21 protein-coding genes are annotated in these 19,568 nt (G+C 61.7%); 10 read left to right on the forward strand and 11 right to left on the reverse strand.

The window, feature by feature from the left end; genetic code table 11:
* Positions 1 to 1,439, reverse strand: a 1,439-nt coding sequence (locus tag ACIOVD_RS20840) for an ATP cone domain-containing protein (protein WP_401129991.1), incomplete at its 3' end; no start/stop codon positions are given.
* Positions 1,440 to 2,169: 730 nt separating this feature from the next.
* Here ACIOVD_RS20840 and ACIOVD_RS20845 point away from each other — a divergent pair.
* On the forward strand, positions 2,170 to 2,895 hold the full coding sequence (locus ACIOVD_RS20845) for a response regulator (protein WP_095169754.1): 726 nt from the start codon (positions 2,170 to 2,172) through the stop codon (positions 2,893 to 2,895).
* Positions 2,892 to 4,508: an ATP-binding protein gene (locus tag ACIOVD_RS20850; RefSeq protein WP_095169753.1), complete on the forward strand. Its 1,617-nt coding sequence runs from the start codon at positions 2,892 to 2,894 to the stop codon at positions 4,506 to 4,508. The genes ACIOVD_RS20845 and ACIOVD_RS20850 overlap by 4 nt, the downstream gene beginning before the upstream one ends.
* 9 nt (positions 4,509 to 4,517) lie before the next feature.
* On the opposite strand, the gene ACIOVD_RS20855 is transcribed toward ACIOVD_RS20850, so the two are convergent.
* A complete protein-coding gene (locus tag ACIOVD_RS20855; protein ID WP_095169752.1) occupies positions 4,518 to 5,243 on the reverse strand; it encodes a 4'-phosphopantetheinyl transferase in 726 nt (241 codons plus the stop codon).
* Between the two features lie 155 nt (positions 5,244 to 5,398).
* On the opposite strand from ACIOVD_RS20855, the gene ACIOVD_RS20860 reads away from it, so the two are divergent.
* The 3 genes from ACIOVD_RS20860 to ACIOVD_RS20870 all read left to right on the forward strand — a co-directional run bounded on the left by ACIOVD_RS20860 (position 5,399) and on the right by ACIOVD_RS20870 (position 8,134).
* Entirely contained in the window at positions 5,399 to 5,998 is a 600-nt protein-coding gene (locus ACIOVD_RS20860) for a hypothetical protein (RefSeq protein WP_095169751.1), read from the forward strand.
* A gap of 115 nt (positions 5,999 to 6,113) precedes the next feature.
* Positions 6,114 to 6,791, forward strand: a complete 678-nt coding sequence (locus ACIOVD_RS20865; RefSeq protein ID WP_095169750.1) for a response regulator — start codon at positions 6,114 to 6,116, stop codon at positions 6,789 to 6,791.
* Positions 6,788 to 8,134, forward strand: a complete 1,347-nt coding sequence (locus ACIOVD_RS20870; protein ID WP_401129995.1) for an ATP-binding protein — start codon at positions 6,788 to 6,790, stop codon at positions 8,132 to 8,134. The genes ACIOVD_RS20865 and ACIOVD_RS20870 overlap by 4 nt, the downstream gene beginning before the upstream one ends.
* A gap of 9 nt (positions 8,135 to 8,143) precedes the next feature.
* Here ACIOVD_RS20870 and ACIOVD_RS20875 read toward each other — a convergent pair whose 3' ends face one another.
* On the reverse strand, positions 8,144 to 9,142 hold the full coding sequence (locus ACIOVD_RS20875) for an AraC family transcriptional regulator (RefSeq protein ID WP_401129997.1): 999 nt from the start codon (positions 9,140 to 9,142) through the stop codon (positions 8,144 to 8,146).
* 336 nt (positions 9,143 to 9,478) lie between these two features.
* Between ACIOVD_RS20875 and ACIOVD_RS20880 the strand changes: the two genes are divergently transcribed.
* Positions 9,479 to 10,813, forward strand: coding sequence for a dicarboxylate/amino acid:cation symporter (locus ACIOVD_RS20880; protein ID WP_095169846.1), 1,335 nt, complete (start codon positions 9,479 to 9,481; stop codon positions 10,811 to 10,813).
* Between the two features lie 176 nt (positions 10,814 to 10,989).
* Positions 10,990 to 12,171 carry a CaiB/BaiF CoA-transferase family protein gene (locus tag ACIOVD_RS20885; protein ID WP_095169747.1) on the forward strand — a complete coding sequence of 394 codons (1,182 nt, stop codon included), beginning with the start codon at positions 10,990 to 10,992 and terminating at the stop codon, positions 12,169 to 12,171.
* A 63-nt stretch (positions 12,172 to 12,234) separates the two neighbouring features.
* On the opposite strand, the gene ACIOVD_RS20890 is transcribed toward ACIOVD_RS20885, so the two are convergent.
* Entirely contained in the window at positions 12,235 to 12,729 is a 495-nt protein-coding gene (locus ACIOVD_RS20890; protein ID WP_095169746.1) for a SprT family zinc-dependent metalloprotease, read from the reverse strand.
* 182 nt (positions 12,730 to 12,911) lie between these two features.
* Positions 12,912 to 13,514, reverse strand: a complete 603-nt coding sequence (locus ACIOVD_RS20895) for a Yip1 family protein (protein WP_159997502.1) — start codon at positions 13,512 to 13,514, stop codon at positions 12,912 to 12,914.
* Positions 13,515 to 13,813: 299 nt separating this feature from the next.
* Between ACIOVD_RS20895 and ttcA the strand changes: the two genes are divergently transcribed.
* Positions 13,814 to 14,638, forward strand: coding sequence for a tRNA 2-thiocytidine(32) synthetase TtcA (gene ttcA / locus ACIOVD_RS20900; RefSeq protein ID WP_095169744.1), 825 nt, complete (start codon positions 13,814 to 13,816; stop codon positions 14,636 to 14,638).
* A gap of 67 nt (positions 14,639 to 14,705) precedes the next feature.
* Positions 14,706 to 15,377, forward strand: coding sequence for a DNA-3-methyladenine glycosylase I (locus ACIOVD_RS20905; RefSeq protein WP_159997498.1), 672 nt, complete (start codon positions 14,706 to 14,708; stop codon positions 15,375 to 15,377).
* Between the two features lie 180 nt (positions 15,378 to 15,557).
* Here the strand turns inward: ACIOVD_RS20905 and ACIOVD_RS20910 are convergent, their stop codons facing one another.
* The 3 genes from ACIOVD_RS20910 to arsC are packed head-to-tail and all read right to left on the reverse strand — an operon-like array spanning position 15,558 to position 16,949.
* Positions 15,558 to 15,983 carry a DUF2069 domain-containing protein gene (locus tag ACIOVD_RS20910; RefSeq protein WP_095170362.1) on the reverse strand — a complete coding sequence of 142 codons (426 nt, stop codon included), beginning with the start codon at positions 15,981 to 15,983 and terminating at the stop codon, positions 15,558 to 15,560.
* The gene (wrbA, locus tag ACIOVD_RS20915) at positions 15,976 to 16,599 is read right to left on the reverse strand and encodes an NAD(P)H:quinone oxidoreductase (protein WP_320332854.1); all 624 of its coding nucleotides are present in this window, start codon (positions 16,597 to 16,599) and stop codon (positions 15,976 to 15,978) included. Before wrbA ends, ACIOVD_RS20910 begins: the two co-directional genes overlap by 8 nt.
* A complete protein-coding gene (gene arsC / locus ACIOVD_RS20920) occupies positions 16,596 to 16,949 on the reverse strand; it encodes an arsenate reductase (glutaredoxin) (protein ID WP_401130001.1) in 354 nt (117 codons plus the stop codon). Before arsC ends, wrbA begins: the two co-directional genes overlap by 4 nt.
* A 116-nt stretch (positions 16,950 to 17,065) precedes the next feature.
* Between arsC and ACIOVD_RS20925 the strand changes: the two genes are divergently transcribed.
* A complete protein-coding gene (locus tag ACIOVD_RS20925; protein ID WP_159997494.1) occupies positions 17,066 to 17,533 on the forward strand; it encodes a TlpA disulfide reductase family protein in 468 nt (155 codons plus the stop codon).
* 58 nt (positions 17,534 to 17,591) lie between these two features.
* On the opposite strand, the gene ACIOVD_RS20930 is transcribed toward ACIOVD_RS20925, so the two are convergent.
* From ACIOVD_RS20930 to ACIOVD_RS20940, 3 genes are all read right to left on the reverse strand, one after another.
* Positions 17,592 to 17,996 (reverse strand): META domain-containing protein, encoded by a 405-nt coding sequence (locus tag ACIOVD_RS20930; RefSeq protein WP_095170358.1) that lies wholly within the window; start codon positions 17,994 to 17,996, stop codon positions 17,592 to 17,594.
* Positions 17,996 to 18,430: a hypothetical protein gene (locus tag ACIOVD_RS20935; RefSeq protein WP_159997492.1), complete on the reverse strand. Its 435-nt coding sequence runs from the start codon at positions 18,428 to 18,430 to the stop codon at positions 17,996 to 17,998. The genes ACIOVD_RS20930 and ACIOVD_RS20935 overlap by 1 nt, the downstream gene beginning before the upstream one ends.
* Before the next feature lie 81 nt (positions 18,431 to 18,511).
* Complete coding sequence (locus ACIOVD_RS20940) at positions 18,512 to 19,501, reverse strand: 2-hydroxyacid dehydrogenase (RefSeq protein ID WP_159997490.1); 990 nt, start codon at positions 19,499 to 19,501, stop codon at positions 18,512 to 18,514.
* Between the last annotated feature and the right edge of the window lie 67 nt (positions 19,502 to 19,568).

A 19,568-nucleotide genomic window follows, 5' to 3' on the forward strand; every position in this document is an offset into this window, starting at 1 on the left:
TCGTGGGTACGACGACGGTCATCACCGGTGTTCTTACGCAGCTCGATGAACTCTTCGATGTCCATGTGCCAGGTTTCCAGGTAGGCACACACAGCGCCTTTGCGCTTGCCACCCTGGTTGACGGCTACGGCGGTGTCGTTGACTACCTTGAGGAACGGAACCACGCCTTGGGACTTGCCGTTGGTGCCCTTGATGTACGAACCCAGCGCACGTACCGGAGTCCAGTCGTTGCCCAGGCCGCCGGCGAATTTCGACAGCATGGCGTTGTCGTGGATCGCGTGGTAGATGCCCGACAGGTCATCCGGCACGGTGGTCAGGTAGCAGCTCGAGAGCTGTGGACGCAGGGTGCCGGCGTTGAACAGGGTCGGGGTCGACGACATGTAGTCGAAGGACGACAGCAGGTTGTAGAACTCGATCGCACGGTCTTCTTTGTGCTTCTCTTCGATCGCCAGGCCCATGGCCACACGCATGAAGAAGATCTGCGGCAGTTCGAAGCGTACGCCATCCTTGTGGATGAAGTAACGGTCGTACAGGGTTTGCAGGCCCAGGTAGGTGAACTGCTGGTCGCGCTCGTGGTTGATCGCCTTGCCCAGTTTTTCCAGGTCAAAGGTAGCCAGGATCGGGTTCAGCAATTCGAATTCGATACCCTTGGCGATGTAGGCCGGCAGTGCCTTGGCGTACAGGTCGACCATTTCGTGGTGGGTCGCGCTTTCGGCGACGCCGAGGAAGCCCAGGCCTTCGGCACGCAGGGTGTCCATCAGCAGGCGGGCGGTGACGAACGAGTAGTTCGGCTCACGCTCGACCAGGGTCCGCGCGGTCATCACCAGGGCGGTGTTGACGTCGGTCAGGGCTACGCCGTCGTACAGGTTTTTCAGGGTTTCGCGCTGGATCAGGTCGCCGTCGACCTCTTCCAGGCCTTCGCAGGCCTCGGTCACGATGGTGTTCAGGCGGCCCATGTCCAGTGGCGCGAAAGTGCCATCGGCGCGGGTGATGCGGATCGAAGGGTGCGCCTGCACCGCGTCTTCGGCCGGGGCGCGGACTGCGCGCTCCTTGGAGCGGGCGTCACGGTAGATCACGTAGTCGCGAGCTACTTTCTGCTCGCCAGCACGCATCAGGGCCAGTTCGACCTGGTCCTGGATTTCTTCGATATGGATGGTGCCGCCCGATGGCATGCGACGCTTGAAGGTCGCGGTGACCTGCTCGGTCAGGCGCGCAACGGTGTCGTGGATTCGCGACGAGGCGGCAGCGGTGCCGCCTTCAACTGCGAGAAACGCTTTGGTGATGGCGACGGTGATCTTGTCATCGGTGTAAGGAACGACAGTGCCGTTACGCTTGATCACGCGCAGTTGGCCTGGCGCAGTGGCGGACAGATCGGAATTCGAATCTGCGCCCTGCGGCAAGGTGCCCTGCGGGTTCTCGCGAGTTGTGTCGGTTTGCATGGGTGTCTCCACATTCTCTATGTTTGTTTGGGCACCATGAAGGTGCCCACCGTTCCGTCCTGAAGCACTACAACCGGCAAGCGCCGGGCATAACAACTTCGGGACAGTAGGAAGGGGCCGTCGGGCGCCGCTTCCATGCCGAAGTCTTTGGTTTCAAGCCAGGGGCTGGAAACCGAATTCCGTTGGGGTGACAGTAAACGACTGCAACACCCGTACCGTTTTTGCCGTTTTGGGCGGAAAAACAGTTGCCATCCGCGGGAGCGGTTTGGGCTTCTGAAAAAGAGTTTGGTTCAACCAAAAACATGCAAGAAAAGCACTTGAGTTTCTTGTCTGATTTGTGTTTGGTTTTTGCCTCAAAACCCTATATGTAGGGTTTTTCTGAGCGCGAGCTACAAGATAATGCGTTTTGGGGGGGGATTGCAACGTACTACCTGTGGATAAAGCTGTGCGTAAAATGTGTATGAAACAGCCAATCGTCGTGTAGGCCGCGACCCTGCTGGGGTCGACCGTTTGTCACTGTTTATTACCCAGAAAAATAGCCTGGGGGGATTTTGCGGGCGCGAACCCTATCACAAAAAATCCCGGTTACCGAGCGCATTTGCCAGCTTGTGTTCTCAAGGGTGGGCGTTGCTACAATCGGGCGCTGTGTAAGCAGTCTTATCCACTTCAAAGATGACAAAAAGATGAGTGGAGCCTTCCTTAATAGTGTTCTGGCAAGCAGAGGTCACCCGTGGAGCAAGAAGCCTGGCAGGTATTGATTGTCGAGGACGACCAGCGCCTGGCTGAGTTGACTCGTGAGTACCTGGAAAGCAATGGATTGCAGGTAACCATCGAAGGCAACGGCGCATTGGCGGCGGCGCGGATCATTGCCGAGCAGCCGGACCTGGTGATCCTTGACCTGATGCTGCCCGGCGAAGACGGGTTGACCATCTGCCGCAAGGTTCGCGACCACTACGATGGGCCGATCCTGATGCTCACGGCGCGCACCGATGACATGGATCAGATCCAGGGTCTGGACATGGGCGCCGATGACTACGTGTGCAAGCCGGTGCGTCCGCGGCTGTTGCTGGCGCGCATCCAGGCCTTGCTGCGGCGCAGCGAGGCGCCCGAACCGGCCGCGCCGCAAAAGCTGCGGCGCCTGCAGTTCGGCCCGCTGGTGGTCGACAACGCCCTGCGCGAAGCCTGGCTGCATGACCAGGGCATCGAATTGACCAGTGCCGAATTCGACCTGCTCTGGCTGCTGGTGGCCAATGCCGGGCGAATTTTGTCCCGCGAGGAAATTTTCACCGCGTTGCGCGGCATCGGCTATGACGGCCAGGATCGCTCCATCGATGTGCGCATTTCACGCATCCGCCCGAAAATCGGCGATGACCCGGACCACCCGCGCCTGATCAAGACCATCCGCAGCAAGGGCTACCTGTTCGTTCCCGAAGCCTGCGTAGACCAGCCACTGTGAACTCGATCTTCCTGCGCATCTACGGCGGCATGTGTGCGGCGCTGATTCTGGTGGCCGCCCTCGGGGTCCTGGCCTTGCACCTGCTCAACGAAGTGCGCAGCGAGCAATACCGCGAGCGCCTGGCCCACGGTACGTTTTCCCTGATGGCCGACAACCTGCAGCCGATGAACCTCACCGAGCGCCGGCGTGCGCTGTTGGTGTGGGAGCGCTTGCTGGGTATTCCCCTCAACTTGCAGACCTTCAGCCAAACCGGCCTCGATCTGGGCGAACGCACCCGGGTATTGCGTGGCCAGGCGCTGGTGGAACAGACCGGGCCTCATGCGGCAAAGGTCTACCGGCTGGTCAGCGAGCAGGAGCAGTTGGTGCTGACGGGGGAAGTGCAGCAGATCAGCGAGCAACTGGCACGGGCGACTATTTATCTGTTGGCTGATGAACTGGTGCGCTACCCGGTGGCCGAACAACCGAAGCGCCTGGAGGCCTTGAAAAAAGACAAGGGGTTTGGCTTCGAACTGCAACTGGTCACGGTGGACCAGGCGGACATGGACGAAGACCAGAGCCGCCGGGTGTCCGAGGGCGACACCGTGATGGCGCTGGGCAAGGAGGGCGATTCGATCCGGGTGTTTGCCGGGATGGTGGGCACGCCATGGGTGCTGGAAATCGGCCCCCTGTACCAGATGAATCCGTATCCGCCGCAGTGGCTGGTGTTGATTGCGGCCCTGGGGCTGAGCTTGATCGGCCTGATCGTCTACCTGCTGGTACGCCAACTGGAGCGGCGCCTCAGTGGCCTGGAGTCGGCCGCCACGCGCATCGCCAAGGGCAGCCTGGAAACCCGCGTGCCGACCCGGGGGGCGGACTCGGTAGGGCGGCTGGCGGCAGCGTTCAACGGCATGGCCGAGCACTTGCAGCAATTGCTGGCGATCCAGCGCGAACTGGTGCGTGCGGTGTCCCATGAGTTGCGTACGCCGGTGGCGCGCTTGCGGTTTGGCCTGGAGATGATCAGCACGGCGTCCACCGCGCAAGCGCGGGACAAGTACCTCGAAGGCATGGACCACGACATCCAGGACCTCGATGGCCTGGTGGACGAGATGCTCACCTATGCGCGGCTGGAGCAAGGTTCGCCGGCGCTGGTTTTTCAGCGGGTCGACCTCGATGCCCTGGTCAATCAGGTGATCAGCGAACTGGCACCGCTACGCGCCGAGGTCCGGGTGCAGCGCGGGTTGTGCCTGTCGGCAGCCGACTGCGACGGCGCCTGGGTCGAGGCCGAGCCGCGTTACCTGCACCGGGCGTTGCAGAACTTGGTGGGCAATGCCATGCGCCATGCCCAGGGGCAGGTCTCGATCAGCTATCAGGTCGGGCAGCAGCGCTGCCGGGTGGATGTCGAGGACGACGGCCCGGGAGTGCCGGAAAGTGCCTGGGAAAAAATCTTCACACCCTTTCTGCGCCTGGACGACAGCCGCACCCGAGCCTCGGGGGGCCACGGTCTGGGGTTGTCCATCGTGCGCCGGATCGTGCACTGGCATGGCGGGCGCGCGTTGATCAGCCAGAGCAAGAACCTGGGCGGGGCGTGTTTCAGCCTGAGCTGGCCGCGCAACCAGGAAAAGCCCGAGCGCTGACCTGTCTAATCAGGCCCGGATACTCACCAGGCTCAACAATTGCCCCGCTTTTACCGCGAACTGCGCATCCAGCTCGGTGCCATTGCGCCATTCACCGGACAAGTCCGTCAGCAGGCGCAGGCGCACCTGCCCGCGGTCGGTCCATTCCAGCACTTCGGCATGCTCGAAGTAGAAGCGTTTCTGGACGATGGGGTACAGGGCCTTGAACAGGCTTTCCTTGACCGAGAACGTCAGGGTCACCCACAAGGCCAGTTGTTCGCGCCGGCCGGCCGTCATCCGCTTGAGCTCCGCCGGGGTGAGAATCTCACCGGCCAGACGTTCGGCGCGCTCGGTGGTGAGCAGGTTTTCCAGGTCCATGCCCAGGCCGCGCCAGTCGGTGTTTTGCGCAACGATGGCGGCGGCGTGCCCAGTGCTGTGGGTAATCGAGCCGCAGATGCCGGGCGGCCAGACCGGCGCCCGGTCTTCGCCAATTGCCGGACTGCAGTCCAGCCCCTGCAATTTTTGCAGTGCAGCACGTGCACACAGTCGCCCCGCAAGAAACTCGGCCTGACGCTTGGCCACCGAGCGCTGGATGCTCGGTGGCGGCTCGATCTGGCTGCGACGGAAATCGTCGAGCGCCAGTAATGAGGGATCGAAGCGTGTGCTGAGCAGGACTGTGCCAGGCAGCGAATCAGGCAACGGCCATTGGTCGTCGAGCGGCGTGCAGCAGGCGGGCAGGGAGGGGGGCGGATTCATTGCGGCATTTTGCCGATTAGTCGCGTGGCTGGGTAGTGCTGAGGAGTGTCGAGCTTGTTCAGCCAGGGTTCAGCGTGTGTTCAGGGGGAGTTCAGTGGGGGGTGGTTAACCTGAGCGCATCAACCAAAAACACATTGCGAACGAGGAAACTCAACATGACCCACTTCAAAAAGCTCATTCTGGCCATGACTGTCCTGGGCGCCAGCGCCGTGGTTCACGCCGCTGACGACAACTTCGCCAGCCTGACCCTGGGGCAGACCAGCGACAAGGTGAAAAAATCCAGCCTGCTTAACAGCAACCTCGATCACCCGAATGCCAACGGTGTGATTGGCAAGGACACCACCTGGGGGGTGCGTCTCGGTCAGCAGAACAATGACCGTCGTTACTACGCCACCTACGACAACGTTTCCGGCAGCCACAACGGCATCAAGCTGCGCCAGGAAAACCTCCTCGGCAGTTACGACCTGTTCCTGCCCGTGACCAGCAGCACCAAGCTGTTCGCTGGCGCTAGCGCCGGCCTGACCAAACTCACCCAGGATTCGCCGGGCTACAGCCGCGACAGCGATATCGGTTATGCCCTGGGCGTGCAAGGCGGTGTCCTGCAACAGGTTTCCAAGAACGCCTCGGTGGAATTGGGGTACCGTTACCTGCGCAGCAATGCCAGCACTGAAATGAGTGCCCAAGGCAGCAAGCGGGGCTCCTTGAGCCTGGACAGCAGCGCCCAGACCTACCTGTCCGCCAACTACGCTTTCTAATCATCGGGCAAGCAGGACCTGCGCCGGATCGGCCCTAGAGGTGATCCGGCGCAGGCATGTCGGTAAGCTGGGTGCATGGCACCCGTGGAGTGGTTGATTTGCCTGGGAGAGCGTTATGAAATTACTGGTCGTCGAAGACGAGGCGCTATTGCGCCATCATCTGCATACCCGCCTGACTGAAAATGGCCATGTGGTCGAGTCCGTGGCCAACGCCGAAGAGGCGTTGTACCAGTCCGGTCAATACAACCATGACCTGGCAGTGATCGACCTCGGCCTGCCGGGCATGGGGGGGCTGGACCTGATTCGCCAGTTGCGATCGCAAGGCAAGACCTTCCCGATCCTGATCCTCACCGCACGCGGCAACTGGCAGGACAAGGTCGAAGGCCTGGCCGCTGGTGCCGATGATTACGTGGTCAAGCCATTCCAGTTCGAAGAGCTGGATGCGCGCCTGAATGCCTTGCTGCGCCGCTCCAGCGGTTTTACCCAGTCGACGATAATCGCCGGCCCGCTGTTGCTGGACCTCAACCGCAAGCAGGCCAGTCTCGACGAGCAGCCGTTGGCCCTGACCGCCTATGAATACCGGATCCTCGAGTACCTGATGCGCCATCATCAGCAAGTGGTCGCCAAGGACCGCCTGATGGAGCAGCTCTACCCGGATGACGACGAGCGCGATCCGAACGTGATTGAAGTGCTGGTCGGGCGTTTGCGGCGCAAGCTTGAAGCGCCGGCCGGGTTCAAGCCGATCGAGACCGTGCGAGGCCTGGGCTACCTGTTCAACGAGCGCTGCCAGTGATTCGCTCCCTTCGCCTGCGCCTGATGCTGGCAGCTACCACCTTGGCGGTGCTGTTCATGCTGGCGCTGTTGCCAGCCATGCAGGGCGCCTTCAGCCTGGCGCTGGAAGATTCGATCGAACAGCGCCTGGCCTCGGACGTCACCACGCTGATTTCTGCGGCACGGATCGAGAACAAACAGTTGATGATGCCTTCGCAGTTGCCGGACGAGCGCTTCAATCTCGCCGACAGTCGCCTGCTGGGCTACATCTACGACCGCGAAGGGCAACTGGTCTGGCGCTCGCGGGCGACCCAGGACGAACACATCAATTACAAGCCGCGTTATGACGGGCGCGGCAATGAGTTTGCGCGTATTCGTGAGGCCGACGGCCAGGAGTTCTTCGTCTATGACGTCGAAGTCAAACTGCTGGGCGGCAAAAGTGCGGCATTCAGTATCGTTGCGTTGCAGCCGGTGCGCGAGTACCAGCAGACACTCGAAGGCCTGCGGGAAAATCTCTACCTGGGATTTGGCGCAGCCTTGCTGGTGTTGCTGGCGCTGCTGTGGATCGGCCTGACCTGGGGCCTGCGCGCCTTGCGGCGCTTGAGCCAGGAGCTCGACCAGATTGAAAGCGGTGACCTGGAAAGCCTCAGTGAAGAACACCCACGCGAACTGTTGCGCCTGACCGGCTCGCTGAACCGCTTGCTGAGCAGTGAGCGCGAACAACGCAGCCGCTACCGCGACTCGCTGGACGATCTGGCCCACAGTCTGAAAACCCCCCTGGCGGTCCTCCAAGGCGTCAGCGAGGACATGGCCCAGCGTCCCGAAGAGCGCGAGCAGGCGTGGGTCCTGCAAACGCAGATCGAGCGCATGAGCCAGCAGATCAGCTACCAGTTGCAGCGTGCCAGCCTGCGTAAAAGCGGGCTGGTGCGGCACCAGGTGCAGTTACAGCCGGTACTCAAGAGCCTGTGCGACACCCTGGACAAGGTCTATCGCGACAAACGGGTGCGTACCAGCTTGGACTTGCCGCAGTCCTGCTATGTGCCGATCGAGCAGGGTGCCTTGCTGGAAATGCTCGGCAACCTGTTGGAAAACGCCTACCGCCTATGCCTCGGCGAAGTGCGGATCAGCCTGCGTCAGACTCGTGCCAGCATCGAAGTCTGCGTTGAAGACGACGGGCCGGGTGTACCAGAGGATCAACGGGCGCGGATCCTCCAGCGTGGCGAACGCCTGGACCGCCAGCATCCGGGGCAGGGCATTGGCCTGGCTGTGGTCAAGGACATCATCGAAAGCTACGGCGCCCAGCTGACCCTTGGCGATTCGGCCCTGGGCGGGGCGGCCTTCCGGGTTCATTTCCCGCTGGCGTGAAGCCGCGCTTCAACTGTCCTGGGCGCGATAGGCGCCCGGGGTCAGGCCGGTCCATTTCTTGAACGCCCGGTGAAACGCCGAGGGTTCGGAAAAGCCCAATTGCCAGGCGATCTGTTGCAACGACAGGTCGGCGCGACGCAGATGATAGATCGCGATATCGCGGCGCAACTGATCCTTCAATTCCTGAAAACTCGAACCCTCTTCGCGCAAGTGCCGACGCAGGGTTTGCGGGCTGATGTGCAGGTGCGCCGCCACGGCTTCCAGATCGGGCCAGCGGCTGCTGTCACGGCTGAGCAGGCGGCGCAACTGACTGCTCAGGCTGTCGCCGTCATCCGGGCGTGACAGCAGGTCGGCCGGTGAGCGTTCCAGAAAGTGCTTGAGGGTTCGTTCGTCCTGCAACAGCGGCATGCCCAGGTAGCGACTGTGAAACAGCAGGCTGGTGCGCTGGGCGGCGAACTCGAGTGGGCAAGGGAACAGCAGGTCGTATTCGGCGCCATGTCCGGGTTTCGGGTAACTGAAACTGGCCTGCTCGAGGGCGATGCGCTGGCCGATCAACCAACTGCCAAGGCGATGCCAGATCACCAGCAGGCTTTCGCTGAGAAAGTGATCGGGGTCGCGCAGCTGCGAATCATCCAGGCTCATGCGCACCCATTGCTCTTCCCGGGTCAGGGTCAGGCCTGGCGAGTCGGCAAACAGGCTGTAAAACAACAGGCCGCGCCCCAAGGCTTTCTCCAGCGTGCTGCAGTGAATCAGGGCGTGGCACATCATGGCGAAAGTCCCGCGCTTGCTGGGACTGCGGGCCAAGCCCAGGTACTCGTCATCCAGCGCCAGCCACAGGCCTTGCAACAGGGCGCTGAATTGCTCCGGCGCGATCCTGGCGCGGGGCTCGTCGAGCAATTCGGCGCTGATCCCGAGCTGGTGCAACAGCTCTGCATAGTCATAGCCCATCCGCCGGGCGCCACCGGTGGCGGCGCGGGCGAAATGACTGGCGATGGTGCGTTCGCGCATGGGGAGTGGGGTCCGGCCATTGAGTGGCGGATCTTAGCCAGCCCTCCTCGATGGGACAAGGCGGATTTCCGCCAAATTGCAGGACTCGATTCGGGTATTGGGCGGGAATCCGCCAAGTGGCTCCTGCGCGCCGCACCATGGAAAGTGCTGCAGCCCTTGTGGCAAGCGGCTTGTGAGGGATTTGGCAAAGGTGGCACGAGCTCTGCAATAAGGCCAAGAGGTCTGCCAGCGCGCAGCTCGCCACAACAAATCCCTCCAGTGCAGGAGGGTTCGCACTTTAGGCGTCGTTTGCATCAGATGGATGATGACAACGCGGTGCTCTTGAGGAACTTTGCAATGACGACTCGTCAGCCACTGTACAAATCCCTGTATTTCCAGGTAATCGTTGCCATCGTTATCGGCATCTTGCTCGGTCACTTCTATCCGCAGACCGGGGTGGCGCTCAAGCCACTGGGTGACGGGTTCATCAAACTGATCAAGATGGTCATTGCACCCATCATCTTCTGCACCGTAGTCAGCGGTATCGCGGGCATGCAGAACATGAAGTCGGTGGGCAAAACCGGCGGCTACGCGCTGCTCTACTTCGAAATCGTTTCCACCATCGCCCTGCTGATCGGCCTGGTCGTGGTCAACGTGGTGCAACCGGGCGCCGGCATGCACATCGATGTGACCACCCTCGACGCCTCCAAAGTCGCGGCCTATGTCACGGCCGGCAAAGACCAGAGCATCGTCGGCTTCATTCTCAACGTGATCCCGAACACCATTGTCGGCGCCTTCGCCAACGGTGACATCCTGCAGGTCCTGATGTTCTCGGTGATCTTCGGTTTCGCCCTGCACCGCCTGGGTGCCTACGGCAAGCCGGTGCTGGACTTCATCGATCGTTTCGCCCACGTGATGTTCAACATCATCAACATGATCATGAAACTGGCGCCAATCGGTGCGCTGGGTGCCATGGCCTTCACCATCGGTGCCTACGGCGTCGGTTCGCTGGTGCAACTGGGCCAGTTGATGATCTGCTTCTACATCACCTGCGTGCTGTTCGTGGTGCTGGTACTGGGTGCGATCTGCCGTGCTCACGGCTTCAGCGTACTGAAACTGATCCGCTACATCCGTGAAGAGCTGTTGATCGTACTGGGTACTTCCTCGTCCGAATCGGCGCTGCCACGCATGCTGATCAAAATGGAACGCCTGGGCGCACAGAAATCGGTGGTAGGCCTGGTGATTCCAACGGGCTACTCGTTCAACCTGGACGGTACTTCGATCTACCTGACCATGGCGGCCGTGTTCATCGCCCAGGCGACTGACACCCACATGGACATCACTCACCAGATCACCTTGCTGCTGGTGCTGTTGTTGTCCTCCAAAGGTGCTGCAGGCGTGACCGGTAGCGGCTTCATCGTGTTGGCTGCAACCCTCTCGGCTGTTGGCCACCTGCCGGTGGCCGGCTTGGCGCTGATCCTCGGTATCGACCGCTTCATGTCCGAAGCGCGGGCGCTGACCAACCTGGTGGGTAACGCTGTTGCGACCCTGGTGGTGGCCAAGTGGGTCAAGGAGCTGGACGAAGACAAGCTGCAAGTCGAGCTGGCGTCCGGTGGTCGTGGTATCTCCGATGATCGTGAAATGGATGACCTGGGTGTGGCCGAAGGCCCGGCCCCGACTTCCTTGAAGTAACTCACGCACGTCAATGAAAAACCCGCTACGGCGGGTTTTTTATTGTCTGCGGGGCGGGAGCCAAACCTGCTCGCGGCAGCGCCCTGAGCGCAAAGGTCACCCGTCCTGACGGTTAAGGTGATTGCCGTCAGGCGGACGGCTGCCTAGTCTGCAGGTATCGCTCAAGGAGATGGCTTATGCAGGGTCCACTGGCATCACTCAAGGTTCTGGATTTCTCGACACTGTTGCCGGGGCCCTTCGCCTCGCTGTTGCTGGCGGACATGGGGGCCGAGGTGCTGCGCATCGAATCGCCAACCCGCATGGACCTGCTGCGGGTGCTACCGCCCCATGACCAGGGCATCTCGGCCAGCCACGCCTACCTCAACCGCAACAAGCGCAGCCTGGCGTTGGACCTCAAGCAGCCCGCGGCGCTGGAGGTGGTCAAGCAACTGCTGCAGGACCACGACATCTTGCTGGAGCAATTTCGCCCCGGGGTAATGGAACGGCTGGGGCTGGGGTATGAGGCGCTTAGGGCGATCAACCCGCGACTGATCTACGTGTCGATCACCGGCTACGGCCAGACCGGCCCCTACAAAGACCGCGCCGGACACGACCTCAACTACCTGGCGCTGGCTGGCCTGGCCAGCTACACCGGGCGTGCCGACAGCGGGCCGTTACCGCTGGGGTTCCAGGCGGCGGACATCGCCGGTGGTTCGCTGCACGGGGTGATCGGCCTGTTGGCCGCGGTGATTGCCCGTCAGCAGAGCGGGCAGGGCCAGCACCTGGATGTGAGCATGACCGACTGTGCATTCAGCCTGAACGCGATGGCCGGGGCGGGGTACCTGGCGTGTGGCGTGGAGCCGGGGTGCGAGGAGCAGATGCTCAACGGTGGCAGCTTCTACGACTACTACCGCAGCCGGGATGGACGCTGGATGTCGGTGGGTAGTCTGGAGCCCAACTTCATGCAGCAATTGTGCACCGCGCTCGGTCGTCCCGAGTTGGCGGCCCAGGGGCTGTCGCCTAAACCCGAACAGCAACAGGCCCTGAAGCTGGCCTTGCAGATCGAATTCGAAAAGCGCGACTTCAGCGACCTGTGTGCGCTGTTTGCCGACGTCGATGCCTGTGTCGAGCCGGTACTCAGCGTGGCCGAAGCGGTGGCCCATCCCCAGCTCAAGGCACGGGAGCTGGTGACCCAGGTACCGCGCGGCGATGGCAGCAGCCAGGCACAAATGGCTTGCCCGTTGAAGTTCTCCGAAGGTTTGCCGCAACCACGCAATATCGGTGCGACGCTGGGGGCGCACACCAACCAGGTGTTGCACGAGTTGGGTTACAGCGAGCAACGGATCGACGATTTGCGGCGGACCAAGGTCATTCTCTAGAGGTGACGCAGGTTCGCAGCGAGCCTGCTCGCGATAGGGCCAGGTAAAGCTCTGCCTATCCCACTATTCGACCCGCGACTCCCCGGTAAACACCAATGTCTGCCGACAACGCCGACACAGGTAGCGCCGGCCCTGGCGTACCAGGCTATGGCGCTGGGCCGAAAACGGGAAGTCGCTGTTGGCGCACGGGCAGCGGTAGATGTAGCGGGTCACGCTGCGGCGTTTAATAGCGTAGGTATGGCAACGGTCGGGCGGCAGTTCATAGACGCCGCGCATGATCAGTTGCCATTCCTCACCGTGGGGTGCAATGCGCTCGCCAAACAACTGGTGTGCGATCAGGTGCGCGACTTCGTGGGCCACGGTCTGCTTGAGGAAATCTTCACTGTTCTCGCGGTACAACTGCGGATTGAAGCGCAGCAGGTTTTCGTGCAGGTGTGCCACGCCGGCCTTCTGCCCGCGCAACTTGAGGCTGACCACCGGGCGCTTGAAAGGGCGTTTGAAAAAGGATTCGGCTTGTTGGAAACAGTCTTCGACGCGGGTATTGAGTTGCTCGGGCATGCTTAACGGATCTCCAGAGGCCACAAGTATGCTGCAAACCCAGGCCATTGCGAATCGCCTGGCTGCCGAATGGTCGTGGTCCCAACAAAAGGCCGCCTTGCGGCGGCCGGTATTGGCAGATCCTCGTTTGTTTCATGGGCGGCGTCCCTTGCTCGCTCCAGCGGCTTGCGTTGAATGTTGGTTTAGTTGGTATAGACCGGGCCGACGCCCAGGCCCCAGACAATGACGGTGAAGGCCATGATCGCCACCAACACCACCAGCCCTACGGCAAGCACTGAACTTGAGAAGAGAAACCCCTCGTCCGTTGGAATGTTCATGAAGGTCGGCAAGCCGACATACAACAGGTAGACCGTGTAGCAGATAGCCGCGGTGCCGACGATCATGCCCAGCCACATATGTGGATACAGCGCGGCCAGGCCGCCGATGAACAACGGCGTGGCGGTGTACGTGGCAAAGGCGACACAGCGCGCCAGGCTCGGTGTAGCGTCATAGGTGCGGGCCATCCAGTGAATGAACGCGCCCATGACCGCGACCCCGCCCAGCATCGCCAGGTACGACATGATGGTCATCCAGAGCGCGCTTTCCATGGTCAGCATGACGGGCGCCCGACTGCCGATGACCCAGCCCACCTGGGTCGTGCCGATAAACGCGGAAATTGCCGGAATCGCCGCCAGGATCAGCGTGTGGGTGAGGTACATGTGGCTGATACTTTCCTCTTGGTCGCCACGGATTTCTTTCCATTCTTGATCTGGGTGGGTGAAAAGCCCCACGACGTGATGGATCATAGTCAGTCACTCCTACGTGATTGCTGTCGCCCCCCAACGGAGCGCCTACGGGCCAGTGGCCAAGTCGGTAAAGGTCTTCAGGTGTGCGACCTTATGTCGCAGTATAGAAAGGACTGGAACACGCAGGAGCAGGGGCTTTAGAGCAAATCGCGCTGTAAACCCCGGGCTTAATCGCTGTGCTGCATGACAGCGGCCCTGCTGGTTGGTCGATAACCGCAGAAGACGCAGGGCACTTCGCCCGCCCCGGGTTTTTGCGTAAAATGCCGGCCTTTCGTCACACCTCGCGGATTTCAAGCGCCATGGGCACTCTTACGGTCAACCAGAACAAACTGCAGAAACGTCTACGCCGCCAGGCCGGGGAGGCCGTTGCCGACTTCAACATGATCGAGGATGGCGACAAGGTCATGGTCTGCCTGTCCGGAGGCAAGGACAGCTACACCATGCTCGACGTGCTGCTGCACCTGCAGAAGGTGGCGCCGATCAAGTTCGAGATCGTCGCGGTGAACATGGACCAGAAGCAGCCGGGTTTCCCCGAGCATGTGTTGCCCGCCTACCTCAAGGAACTGGGGGTGGAGTACCACATCGTCGAAAAGGACACCTATTCGGTGGTCAAGGAGCTGATCCCGGAGGGCAAGACCACGTGCTCGCTGTGCTCGCGCCTGCGTCGCGGTACGCTCTATACCTTTGCCGACGAAATCGGCGCGACCAAGATGGCCCTGGGTCACCATCGCGATGACATCGTCGAGACTTTTTTCCTTAATATGTTCTTCAACGGTTCGCTCAAGGCCATGCCGCCGAAACTGCGCGCCGATGACGGGCGTAATGTGGTGATTCGCCCGCTGGCCTACTGCAACGAGAAGGACATCCAGGCCTACTCCGACTTCAAGCAGTTCCCGATCATTCCATGCAACCTCTGTGGCTCCCAGGAAAACCTGCAGCGCCAGGTGGTCAAGGACATGCTTCAGGACTGGGAGCGCAAGACCCCGGGCCGCAGCGATAGCATCTTCCGCAGCCTGCAGAATGTGATCCCGTCGCAACTGGCGGACCGTAACCTGTTTGACTTCACCAGCCTGAAGATCGACGAAAGCGCGGCCTCGCGTTTCGTCAATGTGGTCAATCTCTGACCGGATCACTGGTTGGGCATGACGGCGCTCGCGGGCGCCGTTTTTATTTGTTTGCAAAGGAGAGGGCATGCGCGATTACAAGTGGCTGCACGAATACTGTCTGAACCGCTTTGGTTCGGCAGCCGAACTGGAAGCCCATCTGCCAGTCCCCAAGACCCCGGCACAATTGCGCAAGATCAGTGATGATCGCTACCTGTCGACCATGGCCCTGCGGGTCTTCCGTGCAGGCCTCAAGCACAGCCTGGTGGACGCCAAGTGGCCGGCATTCGAGGAGGTATTCTTTAAGTTCGACCCGCACAAGGTGGTGTTGATGGGCGCCGAACACCTGGAGCGCCTGATGCAGGACGCGCGGATCATCCGCCACCTGGGCAAGCTCAAGAGTGTGCCGCGCAACGCCCAGTTCATCCTCGATGTAGCCAAGGACAAAGGCAGCTTCGGCGAGTTGATCGCCCAATGGCCGGTGACCGACATCGTCGGCCTGTGGAAATACCTGGCCAAGCACGGACATCAGATGGGCGGCTTGTCGGCGCCGCGGTTTTTGCGCATGGTTGGCAAGGACACCTTTGTGCCCAGCTATGACGTGGTTGCGGCGTTGAATGCCCAGCAGATCATCGACAAGGTCCCCACCAGTCTGCGGGATCTGGCGACGGTGCAGGACGCCTTCAACCAGTGGCACGCTGAAAGTGGCCGGCCGATGTGCCAGATATCGATGATGCTGGCCTTTACCGTCAATCATTGAGCCAGTCGCTCCAATCGCGGGCAAGCGGAGCGCTACCCGGCGGCTCCCACATGAAGTTCGCTCACCTGTGGGCCGGCCAGGATGTTGGATATGCACTCGGTCTAATCCAACACCCCAGAGGCCCACAGGTGCAACGTCGCACCACAGTTGTGTAGATACCTATGCCGCGATAGGGTCCTGTCAGGCGGCGCAGGTTTCGCCTTCTCCCGCCAGCTTGCGGTTGAGCTGGAAGCGCCAGCGCACATACAGCAACGCCGAGCAGAACAGCGCCAGGCTGGCGCCCATTTCCAGCAGGCCGAACACCTGGCGATTGGGGTCGAAGGCGGCAATCGCGCCCTTGATGAAGTACAGGTTCACCACAAAGCACATCCATGAATGTCCGCGCGCGCTGCCGCTGATCATCCCCGGCGCCAGCAACAGCAAGGGCACCAGCTCGATCAGCAGGATCACCCAGGGTCGTGCGCCGTGCAGGTCGGCAAACACCAGGTAGTAGGCGCAGAGCAGGCCGACCAGGGCGAAGAAGCACAGCAGGCTGGCGGTGCGGCTGATCCGCACGCGTGGCTCCAGCCACTCGATGGCCGGCAGGATCTTGGGCTTTTTAGCCACGGTGGTTCTCCATTGGCTGGGCGCTGGCAAGTTGCTGTGCAGTTTTCGCCAGGCGCAGGCCCAGGGCCCGGCACAGCGCCACTTCATGTTCGTTCAAGCCGCTCTTGCCGTCGGCCCCGGCGTGATGGCTGGCGCCATAGGGCGTGCCGCCGCCACGGGTTTCCAGCAGGGCCGACTCGCTGTAGGGCAGGCCGGTGATCAGCATGCCGTGATGCAGCAAGGGCAACATCATCGACAACAGGGTGGTTTCCTGGCCGCCATGCAGGCTGGCAGTCGAGGTGAACACCCCGGCTGGCTTGCCCACCAGGGCGCCGGTCAGCCACAGGTTACTGGTACCGTCAAGAAAGTACTTGAGCGGTGCCGCCATGTTGCCGAAGCGGGTCGGGCTGCCGAGGGCCAGGCCCGAGCAGTGTTTCAGGTCGTCGAGGCTGGCATACAGCGGGCCTTCGTCGGGGATATCCGGCGACACGGCTTCGCATTCGCTGGAAATCGCTGGCACGGTGCGCAGGCGCGCTTCCATGCCGGACTGCTCAACGCCGCGGGCAATCTGCCGGGCCATTTCATTGGTCGAGCCATTGCGGCTGTAATACAGGACCAGGATGTACGGCGCGCTCACGGCAGGATCTCCAGTACTTTTTCTGGCGGCCGGCCGATCACGGCCTGGTTGCCGACTTCGAGGATCGGGCGTTCCATCAGCTTGGGGTGGGCGGCGATGGCGGCGATCAGCTGTGCTTCGCTGAGGTTCCCATCGGCCAGGTTCAGGCTCTTGTATTCGTCTTCACCGGTGCGCAGCAATTGCCGGGCGCTGATGCCCAGTTTGCCCAGCAGGCCGTGCAACTGCTCGGCGTTGAGCGGGGTTTCCAGGTAGCGCACCACGGTCGGCGTCAGGCCGCGGGCCTCCAGCAGTTCCAGCGCACCGCGGGATTTCGAGCAGCGCGGGTTGTGATAAAGCGTCAGATCGGTCATGAGCGGGTCGCATCTTGCGTAAGGTGGCGGCTATTCTACCTGTGCGGCGAGCAGTCCAGAACCTTCAGGGGCAATGGGTCGCAGCGCAATTTATTTATCGAGTAAGGATCAGCCCCATGACAAGGCGATTGAGCGCGGCATTGGCACTTTTCACCACCCTGCTGCTGGCAGGCTGTGGTTACGACTACGGCACCGATCAGTTGGGCCAGAAGGTGGCCTCGGAGCGCCTGGACGGTAAATGGTTGGTGCTCAACTACTGGGCTGAGTGGTGTGGCCCCTGCCGGACCGAGATCCCTGAGCTCAACGCCCTGGCCGAACAGCTCAAGAGTCAGAAGATCAATGTCTTCGGGGTCAACTTCGACAACGTGCAGGGCGAGGAACTCAAGAGCGCCAGCAACAAACTGGGCATCGACTTTACCGTCCTGGCCCAGGATCCGGCCGAACGTTTTGAATTACCGCGCAGCGAAGCGCTGCCGGTGACCTACATCATCGACGACAAGGGCAAGGTGCGTGAGCAGTTGATGGGCGAGCAGACGGCGGCGGGGGTGATCGCCAAGTTGCAAGCGTTGCAAGCGAAGAACTGAAGCGGCGCTTGGTGTCACTTGATCGTTCCCACGGGGCGTGGGAACGATCATCGGCCGGTCAGCCTTCTTCCGGCCACCAGCGCAGGGGTTTGCCGGTGGCGGGCCAGAAGCGTACTTGCTCGATGGGCGAGATGTCCCAGCGTTGCACGGTTTCCAGCGCCTGCAGGAAGCGTCTTTCCTGCTCCATCAAGGCCGGTGCACACAGCTTGCGGGTGCTGCCTACTTTGCCGAAGCTCAGTTGGTTGCCGTCCAGGGTGTAGGGAGCGAACCAATGGTTGCAGCCACCGTTGCCGTAGGCCCGGCCGTCTTCACCCAGGGTGATGGTCAGGTGGCTGCTGTCGATCAGCGGACGCTCACCAATCCATTCCAGGATGTAGCTGCGCTCCTGTTGCAGTTTCATCGGCTCGGCCGCGCACCCCAACAAGCCCACAGCCGCCATCCCGGCCAGCACTAGGTGTTTCATCACGCGGGCTCCTGGCATTTCGGGCACAGGTGCTTCTCGCCAGCGGTGGTCCAGCCCAGTTCGGCGATCCGCGCGGTGGCGGCCGGTTTTTCGGCCTTGATACCGTGTGAGGTGTCGACCGCGAACTCGAACTTGAGCTCCTTGGCGCAGCTGTCGCAGTTGACCTGCCAGCTGTGGATCGCCAACTCCCCGAACACCGGACCGCTGGCCATGGCAACCCACTGGCCCATCGGCTTGAGCAGGTGACGCACATTCTCGACGGTCAGGCGCATGGACAAGTCCTTGCTGCCCTTGAGGGTGACCAGCAACACGTCGTCGGCGCGAATCGAGCCACCGTTGCCGGTGACTTGATAACGCCCCGGCGCGAGGGTGCGGCATTCGATCAGGGTGTGTTGCGGGTTCATCAGGCTATAGCGGAAATCGTGTTCGACCATGGGTCCTCCAAATATGGCCGATATGCTAGCACGCGAAACCCTCGCCCATGGCCCGTGGATGTGACCTTCGATCAGCCAATCTCAGCCTTCGACGCGGTTTTGCGGGGTACCTGCGGCCCACTCGGTAATGTTCTGCAACGTAGTCGCGGCAATGGCCGCCAGGGCCTCGCGGGTGAGAAACGCCTGGTGGGCGGTGATGATCACATTGGGAAAGGTCAGCAATCGCGCCAGGACATCGTCCTGCAAGGGCAAGTCGGAGCGGTCCTCGAAGAACAGTTGGGCTTCTTCTTCATACACGTCCAGCCCCAGGTAGCCCAATTGTCCGCTTTTCAGGGCTTCGATCAGTGCCGGGGTGTCCACCAGGGCGCCGCGCCCGGTGTTGATCAACATGGCCCCGGGTTGCAGGTGCGCCAGTGACTGGCTGTTGATCAGGTGCTTGCTGTCGGCGGTCAGCGGGCAGTGCAGGCTGATGATTTGCGCCTCGGCGAGCAATTCAGCCAGGGGCAGGTAGCGTGCGCCGAGAGCTTGCACTTCAGGGTTGGGGTAGGGGTCGTAGGCCAGCAACTGGCAGCCGAAGCCAGCCATGATTTTGGCGAACGTAGCGCCAATCTGCCCGGTGCCGACGACTCCCACTGTCTTGCCGTACAGGTCAAAGCCGGTCAACCCGTGCAGGGTGAAGTCGCCTTCGCGAGTGCGGTTGTAGGCGCGGTGCAGGCGCCGGTTGAGCGCCAGGATCAGCGCCACCGCATGTTCGGCCACCGCATGGGGCGAGTAGGCTGGCACGCGGACCACGCTCAGGCCCAGGCGCTTGGCGGCCGCCAGGTCGACGTGGTTGTAGCCGGCCGAGCGCAGGGCGATCAAGCGGGTGCCGCCAGCCGCCAGGTGCTCCAGCACCGGCGCGCTGAGGTCGTCATTGATAAAGGCGCAGACCACCTCGAAACGCTCGGCCAGGGCCACGGTGTCCAGGCTCAGGCGTGCCGCCTGGAAGTGCAGCTCGATACTGGCGTTGGCCGGTGCGGCGAGAAAGCTGTCGCGGTCGTAGGTCTGGCTGCTGAAGAGAATGGTGCGCATGCGGTCCTCCTGGAATCGACGGGCAAAAGGTTGAGTTTAATCCCTCGAACGCCCGGCGCCATTGCCC

Origin of the sequence: Pseudomonas sp. NPDC087626 (genome assembly GCF_044743405.1) — a bacterium.
Taxonomy (GTDB): Bacteria; Pseudomonadota; Gammaproteobacteria; order Pseudomonadales; family Pseudomonadaceae; genus Aquipseudomonas.

What these genes read in the sequence shown, in the direction of transcription:
- ACIOVD_RS20855 (WP_095169752.1), bottom strand. Translation starts at nt 5,243, where the DNA reads ATGAATCCGCCCCCCTCCCTGCCCGCCTGCTGCACGCCGCTCGACGAC.
- ACIOVD_RS20895 (WP_159997502.1), bottom strand. Translation starts at nt 13,514, where the DNA reads ATGATCCATCACGTCGTGGGGCTTTTCACCCACCCAGATCAAGAATGG.
- ACIOVD_RS20885 (WP_095169747.1), top strand. Translation starts at nt 10,990, where the DNA reads ATGCAGGGTCCACTGGCATCACTCAAGGTTCTGGATTTCTCGACACTG.
- ACIOVD_RS20875 (WP_401129997.1), bottom strand. Translation starts at nt 9,142, where the DNA reads ATGCGCGAACGCACCATCGCCAGTCATTTCGCCCGCGCCGCCACCGGT.
- ACIOVD_RS20880 (WP_095169846.1), top strand. Translation starts at nt 9,479, where the DNA reads ATGACGACTCGTCAGCCACTGTACAAATCCCTGTATTTCCAGGTAATC.
- ACIOVD_RS20935 (WP_159997492.1), bottom strand. Translation starts at nt 18,430, where the DNA reads ATGGTCGAACACGATTTCCGCTATAGCCTGATGAACCCGCAACACACC.
- ACIOVD_RS20905 (WP_159997498.1), top strand. Translation starts at nt 14,706, where the DNA reads ATGCGCGATTACAAGTGGCTGCACGAATACTGTCTGAACCGCTTTGGT.
- ACIOVD_RS20940 (WP_159997490.1), bottom strand. Translation starts at nt 19,501, where the DNA reads ATGCGCACCATTCTCTTCAGCAGCCAGACCTACGACCGCGACAGCTTT.
- ACIOVD_RS20860 (WP_095169751.1), top strand. Translation starts at nt 5,399, where the DNA reads ATGACCCACTTCAAAAAGCTCATTCTGGCCATGACTGTCCTGGGCGCC.
- arsC (WP_401130001.1), bottom strand. Translation starts at nt 16,949, where the DNA reads ATGACCGATCTGACGCTTTATCACAACCCGCGCTGCTCGAAATCCCGC.
- ACIOVD_RS20865 (WP_095169750.1), top strand. Translation starts at nt 6,114, where the DNA reads ATGAAATTACTGGTCGTCGAAGACGAGGCGCTATTGCGCCATCATCTG.
- ACIOVD_RS20930 (WP_095170358.1), bottom strand. Translation starts at nt 17,996, where the DNA reads ATGAAACACCTAGTGCTGGCCGGGATGGCGGCTGTGGGCTTGTTGGGG.
- ACIOVD_RS20890 (WP_095169746.1), bottom strand. Translation starts at nt 12,729, where the DNA reads ATGCCCGAGCAACTCAATACCCGCGTCGAAGACTGTTTCCAACAAGCC.
- ACIOVD_RS20925 (WP_159997494.1), top strand. Translation starts at nt 17,066, where the DNA reads ATGACAAGGCGATTGAGCGCGGCATTGGCACTTTTCACCACCCTGCTG.
- ttcA (WP_095169744.1), top strand. Translation starts at nt 13,814, where the DNA reads ATGGGCACTCTTACGGTCAACCAGAACAAACTGCAGAAACGTCTACGC.